At 65.9% G+C, this 17719-nt stretch carries 16 protein-coding genes and 1 pseudogene; 4 read left to right on the top strand and 13 right to left on the bottom strand.

Annotation, left to right across the window (positions count from 1 at the left end):
* Positions 1 to 76 precede the first annotated feature (76 nt).
* From ACSBPQ_RS13450 to ACSBPQ_RS13460, 3 genes are all read right to left on the bottom strand, one after another.
* The gene (locus ACSBPQ_RS13450) at positions 77 to 649 is read right to left on the bottom strand and encodes an OmpO family porin (protein ID WP_442682612.1); all 573 of its coding nucleotides are present in this window, start codon (positions 647 to 649) and stop codon (positions 77 to 79) included.
* A 209-nt stretch (positions 650 to 858) separates the two neighbouring features.
* A complete protein-coding gene (gene cueR, locus ACSBPQ_RS13455; protein ID WP_442682613.1) occupies positions 859 to 1317 on the bottom strand; it encodes a Cu(I)-responsive transcriptional regulator in 459 nt (152 codons plus the stop codon).
* Positions 1318 to 1341: 24 nt separating this feature from the next.
* Positions 1342 to 3819 carry a heavy metal translocating P-type ATPase gene (locus tag ACSBPQ_RS13460; RefSeq protein ID WP_442684595.1) on the bottom strand — a complete coding sequence of 826 codons (2478 nt, stop codon included), beginning with the start codon at positions 3817 to 3819 and terminating at the stop codon, positions 1342 to 1344.
* A gap of 141 nt (positions 3820 to 3960) precedes the next feature.
* On the opposite strand from ACSBPQ_RS13460, the gene ACSBPQ_RS13465 reads away from it, so the two are divergent.
* Together ACSBPQ_RS13465 and ACSBPQ_RS13470 are read left to right on the top strand one after the other, a co-directional pair.
* Positions 3961 to 4158 carry a heavy-metal-associated domain-containing protein gene (locus ACSBPQ_RS13465; protein WP_442682614.1) on the top strand — a complete coding sequence of 66 codons (198 nt, stop codon included), beginning with the start codon at positions 3961 to 3963 and terminating at the stop codon, positions 4156 to 4158.
* Positions 4159 to 4444: 286 nt separating this feature from the next.
* Positions 4445 to 4834: a DUF6165 family protein gene (locus tag ACSBPQ_RS13470; protein ID WP_442682615.1), complete on the top strand. Its 390-nt coding sequence runs from the start codon at positions 4445 to 4447 to the stop codon at positions 4832 to 4834.
* Positions 4835 to 4907: 73 nt separating this feature from the next.
* On the opposite strand, the gene ACSBPQ_RS13475 is transcribed toward ACSBPQ_RS13470, so the two are convergent.
* The 9 genes and pseudogenes from ACSBPQ_RS13475 to bioA all read right to left on the bottom strand — a co-directional run bounded on the left by ACSBPQ_RS13475 (position 4908) and on the right by bioA (position 13386).
* Positions 4908 to 5924 (bottom strand): hypothetical protein, encoded by a 1017-nt coding sequence (locus tag ACSBPQ_RS13475; RefSeq protein WP_442682616.1) that lies wholly within the window; start codon positions 5922 to 5924, stop codon positions 4908 to 4910.
* A 30-nt stretch (positions 5925 to 5954) separates the two neighbouring features.
* Positions 5955 to 6233: a c-type cytochrome gene (locus ACSBPQ_RS13480; RefSeq protein WP_442682617.1), complete on the bottom strand. Its 279-nt coding sequence runs from the start codon at positions 6231 to 6233 to the stop codon at positions 5955 to 5957.
* Positions 6230 to 6862, bottom strand: a complete 633-nt coding sequence (locus ACSBPQ_RS13485; RefSeq protein WP_442682618.1) for a c-type cytochrome — start codon at positions 6860 to 6862, stop codon at positions 6230 to 6232. The genes ACSBPQ_RS13480 and ACSBPQ_RS13485 overlap by 4 nt, the downstream gene beginning before the upstream one ends.
* A pseudogene (locus ACSBPQ_RS13490) lies at positions 6859 to 8205 on the bottom strand (c-type cytochrome). Before ACSBPQ_RS13490 ends, ACSBPQ_RS13485 begins: the two are co-directional and overlap by 4 nt.
* Positions 8206 to 8722: 517 nt before the next feature.
* Positions 8723 to 9928 (bottom strand): hypothetical protein, encoded by a 1206-nt coding sequence (locus ACSBPQ_RS13495; protein ID WP_442682619.1) that lies wholly within the window; start codon positions 9926 to 9928, stop codon positions 8723 to 8725.
* Entirely contained in the window at positions 9928 to 11001 is a 1074-nt protein-coding gene (locus tag ACSBPQ_RS13500) for an SPFH domain-containing protein (RefSeq protein WP_442682620.1), read from the bottom strand. The genes ACSBPQ_RS13495 and ACSBPQ_RS13500 overlap by 1 nt, the downstream gene beginning before the upstream one ends.
* Positions 11002 to 11075: 74 nt before the next feature.
* Positions 11076 to 11366 carry a hypothetical protein gene (locus ACSBPQ_RS13505; RefSeq protein ID WP_442682621.1) on the bottom strand — a complete coding sequence of 97 codons (291 nt, stop codon included), beginning with the start codon at positions 11364 to 11366 and terminating at the stop codon, positions 11076 to 11078.
* 86 nt (positions 11367 to 11452) lie between these two features.
* Complete coding sequence (gene bioD / locus ACSBPQ_RS13510; RefSeq protein ID WP_442682622.1) at positions 11453 to 12103, bottom strand: dethiobiotin synthase; 651 nt, start codon at positions 12101 to 12103, stop codon at positions 11453 to 11455.
* A complete protein-coding gene (gene bioA / locus ACSBPQ_RS13515; RefSeq protein WP_442682623.1) occupies positions 12100 to 13386 on the bottom strand; it encodes an adenosylmethionine--8-amino-7-oxononanoate transaminase in 1287 nt (428 codons plus the stop codon). Before bioA ends, bioD begins: the two co-directional genes overlap by 4 nt.
* 254 nt (positions 13387 to 13640) lie before the next feature.
* Between bioA and ACSBPQ_RS13520 the strand changes: the two genes are divergently transcribed.
* Together ACSBPQ_RS13520 and ACSBPQ_RS13525 are read left to right on the top strand one after the other, a co-directional pair.
* The gene (locus tag ACSBPQ_RS13520; protein ID WP_442682624.1) at positions 13641 to 15503 is read left to right on the top strand and encodes a DUF885 domain-containing protein; all 1863 of its coding nucleotides are present in this window, start codon (positions 13641 to 13643) and stop codon (positions 15501 to 15503) included.
* A 498-nt stretch (positions 15504 to 16001) separates the two neighbouring features.
* On the top strand, positions 16002 to 16970 hold the full coding sequence (locus tag ACSBPQ_RS13525; protein WP_119163206.1) for an IS5 family transposase: 969 nt from the start codon (positions 16002 to 16004) through the stop codon (positions 16968 to 16970).
* 427 nt (positions 16971 to 17397) lie between these two features.
* Here ACSBPQ_RS13525 and ACSBPQ_RS13530 read toward each other — a convergent pair whose 3' ends face one another.
* Positions 17398 to 17652: a hypothetical protein gene (locus ACSBPQ_RS13530; RefSeq protein WP_442682625.1), complete on the bottom strand. Its 255-nt coding sequence runs from the start codon at positions 17650 to 17652 to the stop codon at positions 17398 to 17400.
* Positions 17653 to 17719 lie beyond the last annotated feature (67 nt).

Consider the following 17719-nt stretch of genomic DNA (forward strand, 5'->3'; position numbering starts at 1 on the left):
ACCGGCAGTCGGCGCAGCACTCCATGAAAAAGCCCGGCATTGCCGGGCTTTTCCTGTCTGGAGGCGGTTCAGCCGGTTACCAGCTGAAGCGCGGACCCACCGACCATTCCTTGTTGCCGTCGCGGTCCATCTTCAGGTCGCCGTTGATGCCCCAGTTCTGGTTCAACTTCACCTGGCCGCCAAGACGGCCGTAGAGCTGGCCTTCCGGGTTGATGCCGTGCTTCTTGCTGTAGTCCTCGTAGCCGGCCATCGCATAGACCTCGGCATGCGCACCGAACGCGGTACGGATACCGGCCTCGGCGCTGTAACCGTTGAAGTCCAGACCGTGCTTCGGGTCGTACTTGTTGTAGGCCACGCGGCCGACGAAGTCGGTGCTGTTGCCGATTTCGCGGTTGTAGCCGAGGCCGACGCGCCACTGGTCGGTCTTGGCATCGGTGATGTCGGCCTTCTGCTGGTTGTATTCACCGAAGGCGTGGAAGTGTGGAATGAATTCATAGGAGCCCTTCACGCCCCAGCCATCGGCCTTGCCGGCATCTGCATCGGTCTTGACGTAGTCGGCCTGCGCATAGTTGTAGGACAGGCCTTCGGCAGCGGAAGCGGCAAACGGAGCGGCGGCAAGCAGCGCCAAAGCAATCAGCGAATTCTTCATGGGTACAACCTCTGGATTACAGACTGGATGGCGCTGCAGCCAGGCGGCTGCCTGCGTCCGGTTGTAATTTTTCCGTTAGCCGCCCCAACCCATCCTGAAATCAGCACATTCACAGAACGGGGTTTTTAGGCCTTTATTCAGGCGTTTTCTGGCACGCGCGGCGCGTGTAACGCAATCTTCGATCGGTGCGCCTGACTCCGTGTGGCGCGCTAGCTGCGTTTGCGCTTGCCGGAGCTGGCGCTACCGAAGGTCGCCGGTGCCGCCACACCCTGCAGCGGTATTCCCGTTTCAAGGTCACGCAGGATCGGGCAATCCGGCCGGGCATCCCCCGCACAGCAATCCACCAGCGCCTGTACCGTGCGCAGCATCTCCTGCATCTGCGCGATACGCTCGCGCAGCACCTGGATGTGCTCGCTGGCCATGCGTTTGACGTCGGCACTGTGCCGCGAGCGATCCTGCCATAGCGCCAGCAGTTCGCCGATGCGCTCCACACTGAAGCCCATGTCGCGCGAGCGCTTGATGAAGCCCAGCGTGTGGATGTCACGCGGGCTGTAGAGACGGTAGCCAGCAGCGGTGCGTGCCACCGGCCCGATCAGGCCGCTGTCCTCGTAGTAGCGGATCATCTTGGCCGAGATGCCGGTGGCCTTCGCCGCCTGGCCGATGTTCATGCCCTCTTCCATCATCGTCTCCGATCAGCCCTGCGGCGGCTGGAAGCGTTTCAGACGCAGCGCGTTGCCCAGCACGAACACCGAGGACAGCGCCATCGCGCCGGCGGCGAACACCGGCGACAGCAGCACGCCCCACAGCGGATACAGCACGCCGGCGGCCACCGGAATCAGCGCGGTGTTGTAGGCGAATGCCCAGAACAGGTTCTGGCCGATATTGCCCATCGTCGCCTTGCTCAGCGCGATCGCGTTGGGCACGCCCTGCAGGCTGCCGGACATCAGCACCACGTCGGCCGCCTCGATCGCCACGTCGGTGCCGGTACCGATCGCCATGCCGACATCGGCCGCGGCCAGCGCCGGCGCATCGTTGATGCCGTCACCGACATAGGCCAGACGGCCATGCGTGGCCTTGAGCCGCTGCACCGCCTCGACCTTACCCTCGGGCAGCACTTCGGCCACCACCTCATCGATGCCGAGCTGGCGGGCGATGGCCTCGCCGGTGCGACGGTTGTCGCCGGTGATCATCACCACCTTCAGCCCCAGCGCGTGCAACGCGGCGATGGCCGAACGGGTGTCGTGCTTGATCGGGTCGGACACGGCGATGATCGCCGCCAGCGCGCCATCGACGGCCGCATACAGCGGGGTCTTGCCCTCCTCGCCCAGCTGCCGCGCAGCCTCGGCGAACAGCGCCACGTCCAGGCCGAGCCTGTGCATGAAGCGGTCCGCACCGACTTCCACGCGCACGCCATCAACTTGCGCGCGCACGCCGAAACCGGTGACCGATTCGAACGCGCTGATCGGCGGCAGCGCCAGTCCGTCCTGCTGCGCGGCGCTGACGATGGCACGGGCGATAGGATGCTCGGAGCGGTCTTCCACCGCCGCCACCTTGGCCAGCACATCGGCGCGCTTGAAGCCTTCGGCCAGCTGCAGGTCGGTCAGCAGCGGGCGGCCTTCCGTCAGCGTGCCGGTCTTGTCCACCGCCACCACCTGCGCCTGCTTGAGCAGCTGCAGCGCCTCGCCCTTGCGGAACAGCACGCCCAGCTCGGCGCCACGCCCGGTGCCGACCATGATCGAGGTCGGCGTGGCCAGACCCATCGCACACGGACAGGCGATGATCAGCACCGCCACCGCGTTGACCAAGCCGAAGCTCAGCGCCGGCTCCGGGCCGAACAGCAGCCACACCGCGAAGGTCAGCGCCGCCAGCGCCATCACCGCCGGCACGAACCACAGCGTGACCCGGTCCACCAGCGTCTGGATCGGCAGCTTGGCGCTCTGCGCCTGTTCGACCAGGCGGATGATCTGCGCCAGCACCGTGGCCCCACCCACCGCGGTGGCGCGCACGCCCAGCGTGCCGGTCTGGTTCACCGTGCCGCCGATCACGCGGCTGCCCGGCGCCTTCTGCACCGGCACCGGCTCGCCGCTGATCATCGATTCATCGACATAGCTGCCGCCGTCGATCACTTCGCCATCCACCGCGATGCGCTCGCCCGGACGCACGTCGATCACATCGCCATTGCCGATCTGTTCGAGCGGCAGCTCGACCACGCCGCCGTCGCGGCGCACGCGTGCAGTCCTGGCCTGCAGCTTGAGCAGGCGCTTGATCGCCTCGGAGGTGCGGCCCTTGGCCTTTGCCTCGAGCATGCGGCCGAGCAGGATCAGCGTCACGATCACCGCGGCGGCCTCGTAGTACACGTTGACCGTGCCGGCCGGCAGCAGACCCGGCGCGAACGTGGCCACCAGCGAGAAGCCGTAGGCGGCCAGCGTGCCCACCGCGACCAGCGAATTCATGTCCGGCGCGGCACGCAGCAGTGCCGGGATGCCCTTGAGGTAGAAGCGACGGCCGGGGAACACCAGCACCAGCGTGGTCAGCGCGCACTGCAGCAGCCAGCTGTTGTGCGTACCCAGCGTGGCGGCGATGAAATGATGGAAGGCCGGCAGCAGGTGCCCGCCCATTTCCAGTGCGAACACCGGCAGGGTCAGCGCCGCGGCCAGCCACAGGTCGCGCCTGAGCACGCGCAGCTCCTCGGCGTGACGCTGCGCCTGCGCATCCTCGCTGCTGCCGGCCGGATCCAGCACGCGGGCGCTGTAGCCGGCCTTGGTGACCGCTGCCAGCAATGCCTCGGCCGCCACCTCGCCCTGCACCTGCGCGCGCTCGGTGGCCAGATTGACGCTGGCCGAGCGCACACCCGGAACCGCATTCAACACGCGCTCCACCCGGCCCACACACGAAGCGCAGGTCATGCCCTCGATCACCAGTTCCAGCGGAGCCGACTCCGTCACCTCGAAGCCCGCCTTGCGTACCGCCTGCACCAGTGACCCGCGCGGCACGCTGCCGTCGGTCTGCACGCGGGCGCGTTCGGTGGCCAGATTGACGCTGGCCAAGCGCACGCCGGGCACCGCGTTCAACACGCGCTCCACCCGGCCCACGCACGAGGCGCAGGTCATGCCTTCGATCAACAGTTCTTCGGACTGCTGTGCCGGGTGCGCAGTACCCGGACTGGCCATACTCATCATCGGCTCATCTCCACCTGCCTGCTGTCGAGCGCATCTTGAAGCTTCCCACGATGGCAGGGTCAAGCACTTCGCAGCGCTTGACCTTGCCACCATGGCAAGCTCCATTCTCGCCCCTTTCCACGGAGATCCCCGATGAAACTGCATATCGACAGCATGACCTGCGGCGGCTGCGCGCGCAGTGTGACCGCCACCATCAAGGACGTGGACCCGGCCGCCACGGTCGAGATCGATGTTCCGGCCAAACGCGTGCAGATCCAGTCCAGCCAGCCGGTGGAACGCTTCCTCACGGCGCTGGAAGAAGCCGGCTTCCCGCCACAGCTGCAGGCGTGACCGGCCCGGCGAAGGGCGGCGACAGCCGCCCTCGCTATAGATCAGCGTGGCACGCGTTGCCACACCTCGCGCTCGCCCCGGCGCTCGCCCTCCCGGCGCTCCAGCGTCCACACATCGCCGTGCAGCGTGTAGCGCAATTCATAGCGGCCGCCGGCAGGAACCGGAGCTGCATTCTGCGCAGCCGATCTTCCTGCATCCGTGCCGGGAACACCGGCAACTGTCGCCACCCGGTCACGCCGCGGCGGGGCGCTATCATGGCGACCAATCCTGAAACGGCAGCGGCAACGTGCAGACCATCCTGACCCCGGTATCGATCGGCGAACTGATCGACAAGATCACCATTCTCGAAATCAAGGCCGAGCGCATCGCCGATGCCGCCAAGCTGGCCAATGTGCGCACCGAGCTGGAGGGGCTGTGGCCGTTGTGGCTGCAGCAGCAGGAGGCGCGCCCGGCATTGGCGCCGCTCAAGGACCAGCTCAAGGCGATCAACGAGCGCATGTGGGACATCCAGGACCAGCTTCGCGAGAAGGAAGCGGCACAGGATTTCGGTGCGGAATTCATCACCCTGGCGCGCGGCGTCTACGCCACCAACGGCGAGCGCATCACGGTGAAGAACGAGATCAACCGCGTCGCCGGTTCGGCGCTGGTGGAAGAGAAGCAGTACCAGGGCGAATGATCCGGCAACGCCGGAAGAAGAAAAGGCCAGCGTCGGACGCTGGCCTTTTGCGTTGCATCACTGGCGAAGGCACTCAGAACGCGAGCTGCGCCCACACGCCCACTTCATTGCTTTCCATCGCCTTCTTCGCCGAGCGCTGCTCCACCCGCTTGCCGACCGCGGCCAGGCGCAGGTGCCTGTTCGGCTTCCACTCCACGCCCAGCTGGTGATAGCGCTCGCGCGTGGTCGGATCGATATCCAGGCTCATGCGGGTTTCGTCATAGCGGGCGAACACGCCGTACTGCGGGGTGAACTGGTAGCTGCTCCATGCCGACCAGCCGCGCTGGTCGGCACTGCCGGGCTTGGTGATGCGGGTCCAGTCCTCGGCGCGGAAATACTGCGCGCCGGCGCGGCCACGTTCGCCCACCCAGCTGGCCATCGCGTTCCAGCGCTGCGCGGTATGCACGTGCGGCTTGCTGCCGGCATCCTGCGCGCGCGTGCCGCGATAACCGCCTGCGGGCAGCTCCACGCCCTTGACCGGCGTCCAGCCCACCCGCGCCTCCACATCGGCACGGTTGCCCAGCCGCGGCTTCTGGAAGCCGCCACCGGTGACCACCGAGGCGTTGTAGACGAAATCACCATTGCGGTACTGGCCGTGCACACCGTAGTCGACCGGCGCGCCCATCTTGGTGCGGGCGATCAGGCCCGGATCGACATAGCGGTAGCCTTCACGTGCCGACTCCTGTGCGATCCACGGCGTCGGCGCGTTGCCCAGCCGCAGCCAGCTGCCCTTGCCGAAGCTGCGCTGCAGGTAGGCATGGCGCACCCACACATCGGTCGGATCGCTGTTGCGGTTCCACTGCACGTCGGTGGTGATCTGCGCCGACCAGCGCTCGTTGAAGCGGTGATCGAGCGTCACGAAGGTGCGCTTGAGATCGATCGCCAGCCCCTCGTCGGCCGTGTCCACGCCGGAACGGTCCAGCTGGCTGGCATTGAGGAAGATCTGGGTGGACAACCGGGTATCCGGGCCCGCGTCCTGCGCCAGCGCGGCCAGCGGCGCGCAACCGGCCGCCACGGCCAGGGCGAGGATGCCGCGGGAAACAATCTGCATTACCTGTACTCCTATGTGCCTACGGCTCTATCAGTAACGTGCGTCTTTGGGTTTCTTGTCGTGCAGCCAGTCGTTGGCCTTGCCGGCGAAATCGGGGCGCGGCTGCTTGATGAAGTACTCGGCCACGTCGACCGCGTCTTGGTCCGGCAGCAGCGTCTGCCCGTAGGGCGGCTCGTAGGTGACCGCCAGCGGCATGTTGTGCTTGACGAAGGCCGCGGCCTTGTACAGCCGGGCCATGCCGGCGCCGATGTTGAAGGAGTCATCGCCCCACAGCGGCGGGAAGATGTAGTCGCCGAACTGGTCCTTCATGCCTTCGCCGTTGTTGCCGTGGCAGGACGCGCACTGCGCGCGTAGATCTGCTCGCCGCGCACCGGATCGGGTACCAGCGACGTATCGATCGGCCCTTCGGTGCGGCCGGCAACCTTGGAGCCCTTGGGCATGCCGTCGCCGAGCCAGTGCATGTAGGCGAGCATGCCTTGCATTTCCGGCGAATCCACCGGCAGCTTCTTGCCGTTCATCGAACGCATGAAGCAGCCGTTGATGCGCTCGGTCAGGTCGATCTCCTTGCCCGGACGCGGCATGTAGCGCGGGTAGTTGCCACCGGTGTTGAGGTAATGGTTGCGCAGCGGCTCGCGGCCGTTGGCCATGTGGCAGGAGTTGCAGTTCAGGCCGTTGCCGACGTTGTCCGGCAGCAGCCGCGCGGTTTCATTGAGCAGCCGCCGCCCCAGCATCACCTGTTCGGCGTTGGGCAGCCCGGCGATCTCGTCGGCGCTGGGCGGCAGGTGATGGCCCAGCAGCTTGCCCTCCTTGTCCAGCACGTCCATCGGCACCGGTGCGGGTGCATCCAGATCCGGGTGCGTATAGGCATGCCAGCCCCAGGCACCGCCCACGCCGGCCAGCAGCAGCGCGGCACCGGCAATCATCCACGACTTGTTCATTGCGCAGCCTCCGCGGGAACGTAGTGCACGGGTTTGTGTTCGACCACCCGCCGCATGCGGGCGATGTCGTTGGCCGTCACCTCGCTGGCGTGGTTGCCCCAGCTGTTGCGGATGAAGGTCAGGATGTCGGCCAGTTCGCGATTGGGAATGTGGGCGAAGCCGGGCATGGTGAAGGCCATGCGGTCATGCACCGTATCCGGTGTGCGGCCACCGGCCAGGGTCACCTGGATCAGCGAGCTGGGATCATCGGAGAACACGATCGAGTTGCCGGCCAGCGCCGGGTAGACGCGCGGTGCGCCCTTGCCGTCGGCACGGTGACAGGCCTGGCAGTGCTCCGAGTAGCCCAGTGCGCCGGGCTGGCTGTAATCGCCGGCACGCAGCTGCGCGGTGGTGGTATCGGCACGCGGCGTCCACTGCGCCGCGCGGCCGTCGCGGGCCGGCAGCTGCTTGAGGTAATGCGCCATCGCCTGCAGATCCTCGGCGCTCATGTATTGCGTGCTGTGCTGGACCACATCGGCCATGCCGCCGAAGGCCGCGGTGCGGTCGTTGCGGCCGGTGCGCAGGAACTGGACGATCTCGTCCTCGCTCCACGTCGACAGGCCGATGTCCTCATTGCGCAGGCTCTTGGCATACCAGCCTTCCAGCACCGAGCCGGACAGGAACTGGCGGCCGCCATCATCGGCCAGCGCCTTCTCCTGGAACGCCAGCCCACGCGGGGTATGGCAGGCGCCGCAATGGGCGAAGCCTTCCACCAGATAGGCGCCGCGCTGCGCGCTGGCATCCAGCGCCGGATCAACCTGGTGCTGGCGCGGACGGGCGAACATCAGCTGCCAGTACGACAACGGCCAACGCATGCTCGCCGGCCACGGAATCGTGGTGGCCGGGTTGCCCTGCTCCACCGGTGCCACCGCCGACATGAAGTAGGCGTACAGCGCCTTGATCTCCTCATCGGAGCTGATCATGTAGGACACATACGGCATCGCCGGGTACAGCGGCTGGCCATCGGCACGGATGCCGCGGCGCACCGCCCGTTCGAAATCGGCGTAGTCGTAGCCGCCGATACCGGTCTTCCCGTCCGGGGTGATATTGGTCGAATAGATCGTGCCCATCGGCGTCTGCATGCCCAGACCACCGGCAAACGCCTTGCCGCCGGGGGCGGTATGACAAGCCGCACAGTCGGCCACGCGCGAGAGATATTCGCCACGCTTGATCAGCGCCGGATCGTGGATATCGACCTAGGCGTCCTGCCGCGAGGCGAACCACAAAGGCGTGGAGCGGGCGATGCCATAGGCGGCAGCCGTACCGGCAACCACCACCAACACCAGTTTTGTGAGCTTTTTCATGCGACCTGCCTTGCCGGGAGCGTGCGCATTGTCCCAAGGCCGTCGATGAACAGGGTTGATCCGGATCAATTGCGGTTACCGGCGAAACGCCCATGCAACGCGCAAACGCTGGCGTACAGGGGCTTTGCGCGATATCGGGCGGTTCGTGATGAACGCCAAGCCGCCAATTCCGGCAAAGCCCCCGTTCATGTCCCTGACCGGCATCCGCAGCGTCACCGGCAACAAAAAAGCCAGGCGATGCCTGGCCTTGCGAGGTGACGGGTGTCGGCGCTCAGCCGCTGCGGGCCGGGGTAACCACGTCCATCGGCATGGTCTTGATCGACAGGCACTGCGGGCAGACCCGCTCAAGCACCCTGATCACCGGCTCGTACACCGCGTTGCATTTCATGCACTGGACCCATCCAGTCGTATCGGCTTCCATAAGCCTCCCTGTTACGTAATTGCTCCAGCAGCAAGAGATGGGGGCAGCATGCGGAATTTCAAGCCCAGCACGGGCGGCAGCGTTTGCCGTGGCGGGCTACAGGTTGCCGAACAGATACAGCAGCACCAGAAGGGCCATCACACCGGCCATCACCGCGAAGAAGATTTTCCATGCGCTGTACGGCCGTTCACCGGCGATCTCGCCGGTATAGCCGTTGCCCAGTATCTGGTAGCTGCGCGAACCGAAGGTGTAGCTGACCAGCCACACCGGCACCAGGATGTGTTTGAACGTGCGAGCACTGTAATCGGCACGCACCTGCAGATTGCGCTGGATGTCGCCGGGCACCTGTTCGGCGCACAGTGCGCGCGTCTGCGCCTGCATCTGCGCCTCGCCCTGCTGCGCAGCCTGGCGCAGGTCGACCTGGTAGCGCTCCACTGTCCAGCCGCGCACGAACTCCGGCGAATACGGCGTCAGGTCGCTGCGGGTGGGGAAGCTGCCGATCTTCTGCAGCAGTTCCGGATGCACGCCGACCGTGCCGGGCACCAGCTCATCGTCGAAGAAGTGCTGCAGCGAACCGGCGGCCGGCTCCCAGCGGATGCGTCGCTCCTGCCGGCTCTGCGTGTTGCCCTGCGCATCGCGGTACTGCACGGTCACGTAGTAGTAATAGCCGGCCTCGGCGGTCCAGCGTGCGGCCACCTGGGCATCGAAGGTCCAGTACGGCAGGTACATGCCCTTGAGCGTGTCGGTCAGCGCCGCGGTTTTCAGCCGGTTCGGCGCGAACCAGCGGTTGCCGTACCACTTTCGGATCGCATCGCGCACCTGGCCATCGCTGATGCGGAACGGCAACAGGCTTTGCGGAGTGATGGCATCGCCCAGCGCCTCGTGGGCGATGATCGACGGCGAACCGCAGAACTCGCAGCGGTCGGCGACCTTGCCGTCGACAAACACCGAGATCGCATGGCAACTCTGGCACTGCACCTCGCGCGGCTGCGCGCCGTAACCACGCTGCGTCGCCGGGGTGCCGGCCATGCTCTGCAGCAGGCCGAGTACACCGCCCGGCGATGCATCGGCACCCGGCAATGGTGGTGGCGAGGCAGCTTGCTGTTCCTGCATCTTCGCCAGGGCTTCCAGCAGGTCCAGTTCGACCACGCCGGCACTGCCGTCACCGGCGCCCGGCACCGCGCCGGACAACGGCACAATGGTGCCACAGTACGGACAGGCCAGCGCCTGCTTGGCCGCACTCCATTGCAGATCCCCGCCACATTCCGGGCAGGGATGCTTGCCGACGGTGACCTTGCCCATCAGCCGTGCAGGAACGCTTCAAGTGCGGAACGGGCGATGCGGGTGGCGTTGCCGATCTTGCGCGCCTTCAGGTCACCGGCGGCGATGGCGGCCATCACGTCCTCCACCGAGACCGACAGCGCCTGCGCCGCCTGCTCCGGGGTGAGCACGTCCAGTGCCGGGGCGGCATCGGCCACCGGCAACGGCGGCGGCGCAGCGGCCGGCGCCGCCGGAGCGTTGCTCTGCATGCCGCGCATCATTTCCTGGGCGATGCCGAAGCCGACCGCCATCTGCGCCGGCACCGCGGCGGCGGCCGCGCCTTCGCCGCCCTCGCCCATGCCATGGCCCATCTGGTATTTGACGTAGTCGTTGAGGTTGCCGATCACGCCAATGCTGGAGCGCTTGTCGATGGCCTGCTCCACCTCCGGCGGCACCGACACGTTCTCCAGCACGAAGCTGGTGATCTCGATGCCGTACTTGCCACTCATCGCCGGGTTGATGATCGGCAGCAGCGCCTGGCCCAGTTCGGAGTAGCGCATGGCCACATCCAGTGCCGGCACGCCCGCCTTGGCCAGCGCCTCGGTGAACACGCTGACGATGCGCGAACGCATGGTGTCGGCGAACTCGTCCAGGCGGAAATTCTGGTCAGTGCCGGCCACTTCCTTGAGGAACTTCGGCGGATCGACGATGCGGAAATCGTAGGTGCCGAACGCGCGCAGGCGCACCACGCCGAAATCGGGGTCGCGCATCATCACCGGATTGGACGTGCCCCACTTGTTGCCGGTGAACAGGCGCGTGTTGAGGTAGTAGACATCGCACTTGAACGGCGATTCGAAGCCGTACTTCCAGCCCAGGATGGTCGACAGCACCGGGATGTTCCGGGTGCTGAGGGTGTGCTTGCCGGGCCCGAACAGGTCGGCGTACTGGCCGGCGGCGACGAACTGCACCATCTGCGATTCGCGCACGATCAGCTGCGCGCCGTTCTTGATCTGGCGGTCGTCATCCGGCCAGCGGTAGGACAAGGTGTCACGCGAGTCATCGGTCCACTTGATGATCTCGATCAGTTCCTTCTTGATGAACCCCAGAATGCTCATGTCGCCTCCCGAATCGTCAGGAAGCCGATTCTACGGCGTAATCACACTCCCCAGCGTGCGTCGCCGGCGCGCATTCAACCGCGCAGTATCGCTACCAGCTTTTCGATATTGCGGCGGTTCTTGCCCCAGTCCAGGCATTGGGTCGGCAATATGCAGGCACTGCGCAGGACCGCGTAGCCCGGCGCCAGCGCGATATCCAGGGTTTCGCCGAACGAATACAGGTTCATGCCGATCCGGCAGATCACGGTATCGCCCTGGCGCTGGATGTTCTGCCAGCCGACCTTGCGCAGCGCCGCCTCGACGGCTTCGACGCTATGCGCCCCCGGCAGGATCTGCTCATGGAACGCGGGAAACGAGAACGTCATCGGGGACTCCTTCCACTTGGATGACTATTCCATATACCCAGCAAAGCCCCCGCTGGCAAATCTGCTTGCCGCTGCAAGCATCGCCCTCAGGCCAGATCCAGACGCGGCACCTCGTACCACGCCGCCTGCGGAAACTGCCGCGCCACATGCGCGCGGATGAACTCGCGGCTGTCGGCGGTGATCAGCTCGTCGCTGCCGTCATCGCGGCTGTTCCAGGCCACGCCCTGCAGGGTGATGCCGCGTGCGGCCAGCGCCTCCAGCGACAGCAGGGTGTGGTTGATGCTGCCCAGCCGCCCGGAGGTGACCAGCAGTACCGGCCAGCCCCGTTGCGCGACGTAGTCGATGGTCAGCAGCGTATCGGTCAACGGCACCATCAGCCCGCCGGCCCCTTCCACCAGCACCGTGTCATAGCCTTGCCGCAGGCGTGCGGTGGCCGCCTCGATCGCAGCGAAATCCAGCGTCCGCTGTTCCAGTCGCGCCGACAGGTGCGGCGAGGCCGGGTAGGCATACAGCACCGGCATCGTGCTGCCGTCCCGATCCTCCTCGAACAGGCCGGTGCCCATGATCCGCCGGTGCATGAGGATGTCATCGGACGCACCGATGCAGCCGGTCTGCACCAGCTTCTGGGTGATCACCCGCTCGCCGCGCTCCAGCCATTGCCGCGCCAGCCAGCCGGTGACCACGGTCTTGCCGATATCGGTATCGATGCCGCTGACGAAAACCACCTGGCCGCTCATGCGCGCATATCCTCTTCCTGCAGGCTGGCCACCAGCGCCACCATGCCATCGCACAGCTGTTGCAGCTGCGCCGGTTCAATCACATACGGCGGCATCACATACACCAGCCGGCCGAACGGGCGGATCCAGATGCCCGCCTCCAGCATGCGCTGCTGGATCCGCTCCAGTCGCAGCGGCGCCTTCAACTCGATCACGCCGATCGCGCCGAGCACCCGCACCTCGGCCACCTGCGGCAGCGCGCGCGCCGGGGCCAGTCCTTCGTGCAGGCCGCGTTCGATCATCGCAACCGTGCCCTGCCAGTCCTGCGCCAGCAGCAGCCGGATCGAAGCCGCCGCCACCGCGCAGGCCAGCGGATTGGCCATGAAGGTCGGTCCGTGCATGAACACCCCCGGCTCACCGCTGGCGATGCCGTCGGCCACCGCGCGCGTGCACAGCGTCGCGGCCAGGGTCATGTAGCCGCCGGTCAGCGCCTTGCCGATGCACAGGATGTCCGGACTGATACCGGCGTGCTCGCAGGCGAACAGCCGTCCGCTGCGGCCGAAGCCGGTGGCGATCTCGTCGCAGATCAGCAGCACCTCATGCACGTCGCACAGGCGCCGCAGTTCGCGCAGATACTGCGGGTGATAGAAACGCATGCCACCGGCACCCTGCACCACCGGTTCGATGATGAAGGCGGCCAGCTCGTCGCCACGTTCTGCGAACAGCTGCTCCAGCGCCGCGGTATCGGCCGGGTCCCACGGGCCATCAAACGCGGTGCGTGGCGCCGGCACGAAACAGCGCACCGGCAGCGCGCTGCCGAACAGGCCATGCATGCCGGTCACCGGATCGCACACCGACATCGCGTTCCAGGTATCGCCGTGATAACCGGAACGGGTGGTGGCGATATTGTTCTTGCCGGGCCTGCCGCGCGCGGCCTGGTACTGCACCGCCATCTTCAGTGCCACTTCCACCGACACCGAACCGGAGTCGGCGTAGAAGATCGCCTCCAGCCCGGCCGGCACGATCTCCAGCAGCGCCTTGCCCAGCGCGATGGCCGGCTCATGGGTGAGCCCGCCGAACATCACGTGCGACATGCGCCCGAGCTGGTCGATCACCGCCTGGTTCAACACCGGGTGGTTGTAGCCGTGCACCGCGCACCACCACGAGGCCATGCCGTCGATCAGCTGCGTGCCATCGTCCAGCTGCAGCAGCACGCCGTCGGCGCGCGCCACCTTGAGCACCGGCACCGGCCCACCCAGCGCACTGTACGGATGCCACAGGTGCTCACGGTCGAATTGATCCATTCCCATCATCACAACCACGCCGCACGGGAGGCGGCTTGCAGGGTGCGTACCTTAGCGCCTGCCTGTGGCCATGCGCATCCATCCCCTCAGGCCGGGCCCGGCGGCCGCATCCGGAGGGACCTCCAGCCTACGGCCGATCACCACCGGCTCGGCCACGTTTGCAGCGGCCGGCCGCCATGACAAACGCCACTGTCGAACGCGTCCGGGCACGGTGCACACTACGCGCCGACGTTGATTGCACCGGAGAACACACAATGCGCCTGTCGGCATCCCGCACCGTACTCGCCCTGGCCCTGGGACTCGCCCTGGCCGGCTGCAGCCCCACCCCGCAGACGCCGGCAGCCGCTACCGCCGAACAGGTGCAGGCCGAATCGCAGCGCCTGAATGCCTGGTTCGATGCGCAATATGCCGAGTGGATGCGGTTCTCGCCGCTGATGCTCAGCTTCCAGGGCAGCAAGGAACTCAACGACACGCTCGATGACGTTTCCGATGCCGGTGCCGACGCGCGCATTGCCTGGCTGGAGAAGTCGGTCAAGGCGATGGAAAGCCAGTTCGACTTCGACCGCCTCGACGCTGAGACCCGGACCTCGTGGGAACTGTGGAAGCGCCAGTACGAGAACGAGCGCGACGGCAAGGCGTTCCGCCTGAACCAGTACGCGTTCGACCAGATGAACGGCATGCAGTCGACCCTGCCGATGCTGCTGATGAACTTCCACACCGTGGACAGCGAGGCCGATTACCTGGCCTACATCGCCCGTTTGAATGAAGTGCCGCGCTTCTTCGGCCAGCTGCTCGAGCATGCCCGCAAGGCCGAAGCCGCCGGCATCCTGCCACCGCGTTTCGCGCTGGAAGCGGTGGCCCAGCAATCGCGCGCGCTGGTGACCGGCGCCCCGTACAGCGCCGGTGCCGACAGCGCGCTGTGGGGCGACCTGCAGCGCAAGGCCGATGCACTGGTCGCCGCCGGCACCGTGACCCAGGCCCGTGCCGACGAGCTCAAGGTCCAGGCCCGCACCGCGCTGGTGGACAGCGTGCAGCCGGCCTACGCTCAGATCATTGCCTGGGCCGATGCCGCCGCCCCCAAGGCGCTGGTCAACCCGGCCGGCGTCGGCACCACCCAGGCCGACCACAACGGCGCGGAGTACTACCGCCACCAGCTGCGCCAGAACACCACCACCGACCTGAGCGCCGAACAGATCCACGAGATCGGCCTGGCCGACGTGGCCCGGATCCGCGGCGAGATGGAAGCGATCCAGCAGCAGCTGGGCGTGGAAGGTGACCTGCCGGCGTTCTTCAAGCACGTCAGCAACAACCCGGCGCTGAAGTACGCCAACACCGACGCGGGCCGCGCCAGGTACATGGCCGACACCAATGCGGCCATCGACAACATCCGCAAGGTGCTGCCGGAGTACTTCGGCCTGCTGCCCAAGGCACCGCTGGAAGTGCGTCGCGTTGAAGCCTTCCGCGAGCAGCCCGGTGCGGCCCAGCATTACTACCCGGGCACCGCCGACGGTTCGCGTCCGGGCATCTACTACATGCACATGTCCGACATGGGCGCGATGCCGAAGACCGAGCTGGAAGTGATTGCCTACCATGAAGCATTGCCGGGCCATCACATGCAGCTGTCCATTGCCCAGGAGCTGAGTGGCCTGCCCAAGTTCCGCACCCAGCTGGTGCTCAGTGCCTATGCCGAAGGCTGGGGCTTGTACACCGAGCGTCTGGCCAAGGAAATGCCGGGCACCTACCAGGATCCGTATTCGGATTACGGCCGCCTGACCTCGGAAATGTGGCGGGCGATCCGCCTGGTGGCGGATACCGGCCTGCATGCCAAGGGCTGGACCGAGTCGCAGGCGGTGGACTATTTCGCCGCCAACAGCTCGATCCCGCGCTCGGCGATGGAGTCGGAAGTGCGCCGTTACCTGATCATGCCGGGCCAGGCCACCTCCTACAAAATCGGCATGAACAAGCTGCTGGAGCTGCGCGCCAAGGCCGAAGGCGAGCTGGGTGACAAATTCGACATCCGCGGCTTCCACGACACCGTGCTCGGTGGCGGCGCCCTGCCGCTGGATCTGCTGGAACAGCGCGTTGACCGCTGGATCGATGCGCGCAAGGCGGCCTGAACCGGCACTGCCGGTGTGAGGCATGACAGACGGCGCCGGGCAACCGGCGCCGTTTTTTGTTGGCCCGCGCCGGGCTCGAAGCTCGGTGTCCCGAGCAGAAGCAAAAAGCTTTCGTGCCCCTTCGGTGCCCGAGCTACTTTTCTTTGCTTGTGCAAAGAAAAGCTAGCCAAAAGAAACACACCCGGACGCATGCCCGCGCTACGCGCGGGTCCGCCACTGACAGGCGCATTTTTCGACGGCACATCCATGTACCGGCGAAAAACGACGTGCTCCTGCGCGTCGCCCTTCGGGTATCCGCGCCCGTCATTAGCCATGCTCTACGGGAGGGAACGTCAAAGGCAGCCGAAAAGCAAAAGGCGGAAGGCGGAAGGCGGAAGGCGGAAGGCGGAAGGCGGAAGGCGGAAGGCGGAAGGCGGAAGGCGGATCAGGCTCGCACCCTTAAGGATGCTCTGAACAATTCCTCGGCGACAATAGCGCAAGGTTCGACGGATGACGACGATGCAGCTGAGCTTCGGGGACGCGGAACACACGGGCAAGCGGAAGAAGACGCGGCGCGAGATCTTCCTGGCGGAGATGGAGCAGGTTGTGCCGTGGAACGTATTGCTGGCGCTGATCGCACCGCACTACCCGAAGATGGGCCAGCGCGGCCGGCAGCCGTATCCCTTGGCGACGATGCTGCGCATCCACTTTCTGCAGCAGTGGTACGCGCTGAGCGACCCGGGCATGGAAGAGGCGCTGTACGAGATGCCGGTGATGCGCCGCTTTGCCCGCCTGAGCGGGCTGGACAACGTCCCGGACGAGACGACGATCCTAAACTTCCGCCGGCTGCTGGAGACGCATGATCTGGCGCCGCAGATCCTGGAGCGCGTGAACGCGCACCTGGCGCGCAAGGGCCAGAGCTTGAAGGCCGGCACGATCGTCGATGCGACGATCATTGCGGCACCGAGCTCTACCAAAAACAGGGACGGCAAGCGCGACCCGGAGATGCACCAGACGAAGAAGGGCAACCAGTGGCACTTCGGGATGAAGGCGCACATTGGCGTGGACGAGGAATCGGGCCTGGTGCACCACGTGGAGTGCACGGCGGCGAACGTCAATGACGTGACACAGGTGCACAAGCTGCTACACGGCAAGGAAGATACGATCTGCGGCGACAGCGGCTACACCGGCGCGGACAAACGCGAGGAGCTGCAAGGCGTGGAGGCTGCGTTCTGGATCGCGGAGAAGCCCTCGAAGTTGCGAGCGCTGAAGAACAAGCGCGAGCGCAAGTACGCCGAGCGCTGGGAGCACTTCAAGGCCAGCCTGCGGGCGAAGGTTGAGCACCCGTTCCGGGTGGTGAAGCGGCAGTTCGGCTACACCAAGGTGCGCTATCGCGGCTTGGCGAAGAACACGGCGCAGGTGCTGACGCTGTTTGCGCTGTCGAACCTGTGGATGGCACGGCGACGTCTGTTGCTGCCGACGGGGTAAATCCGTCTGTTGGACGGGGAAACCCGTCGAAAAGCCTCAGAAACGGCGCAAAATCGATCATATCGAGGTCGACTTGGCGCCTTGACGCTGAAATCCAAGTATCAGAGCGCTTTGATCAGACCTTCCCTAAGGTATCCATAGGACGCCGACCAACCCGCGAATCACCAACGAGTTCCGCTGTTGCTGTTGCTGTTGCTGTTGCTGTTGCTGCTTAGACTCAACTTCCAAGTGCAACGCCCCCATATCGGGCCGTTGCCATGTCCAGAACCTATCAACACCTGAGCCCTGAAGAACGGGCCGGATCCTCCACTCTGAGTCGAATGACCTCCGCCTCAGCGGCGACCAGCTTTTTCTTAACCGCATCGAGCTCGGCTTTCGTCGCGACTAGTGTCACCTATGGCGCGTGGGCCGTCGTGTGGTGTTCGGCTCATGCGCCCTCCCTGATGAAGTTTTCGGCTTCGTCGGCCGTGTCGAAAGGGACACCATCTGGATAGCTCCGACCGTAGGGCCGTGCCATCCATCGGCCATCTGACAGGGGCGACACTTCGCCAAGAAAGTTGCCGTCCGTCTCAACGAGGAACACCTGAGGCCGGTCGGCCCGCTGTGCGCGCAGCTCGCGCAAGGCATTCATGGCGCATTCAAATGCTGTTTCTCGGTCGCCATTTTTGCTAAGATTGGTCATGGTCATTTGCCTGTTTTGGTGATGGTCAGCGGCCCTTTCGAGTTCGCCACTCCGGGGCCGCACCCCG

Source organism: Stenotrophomonas sp. JC08, assembly GCF_052180205.1.
Taxonomy (GTDB): Bacteria; Pseudomonadota; Gammaproteobacteria; order Xanthomonadales; family Xanthomonadaceae; genus Stenotrophomonas.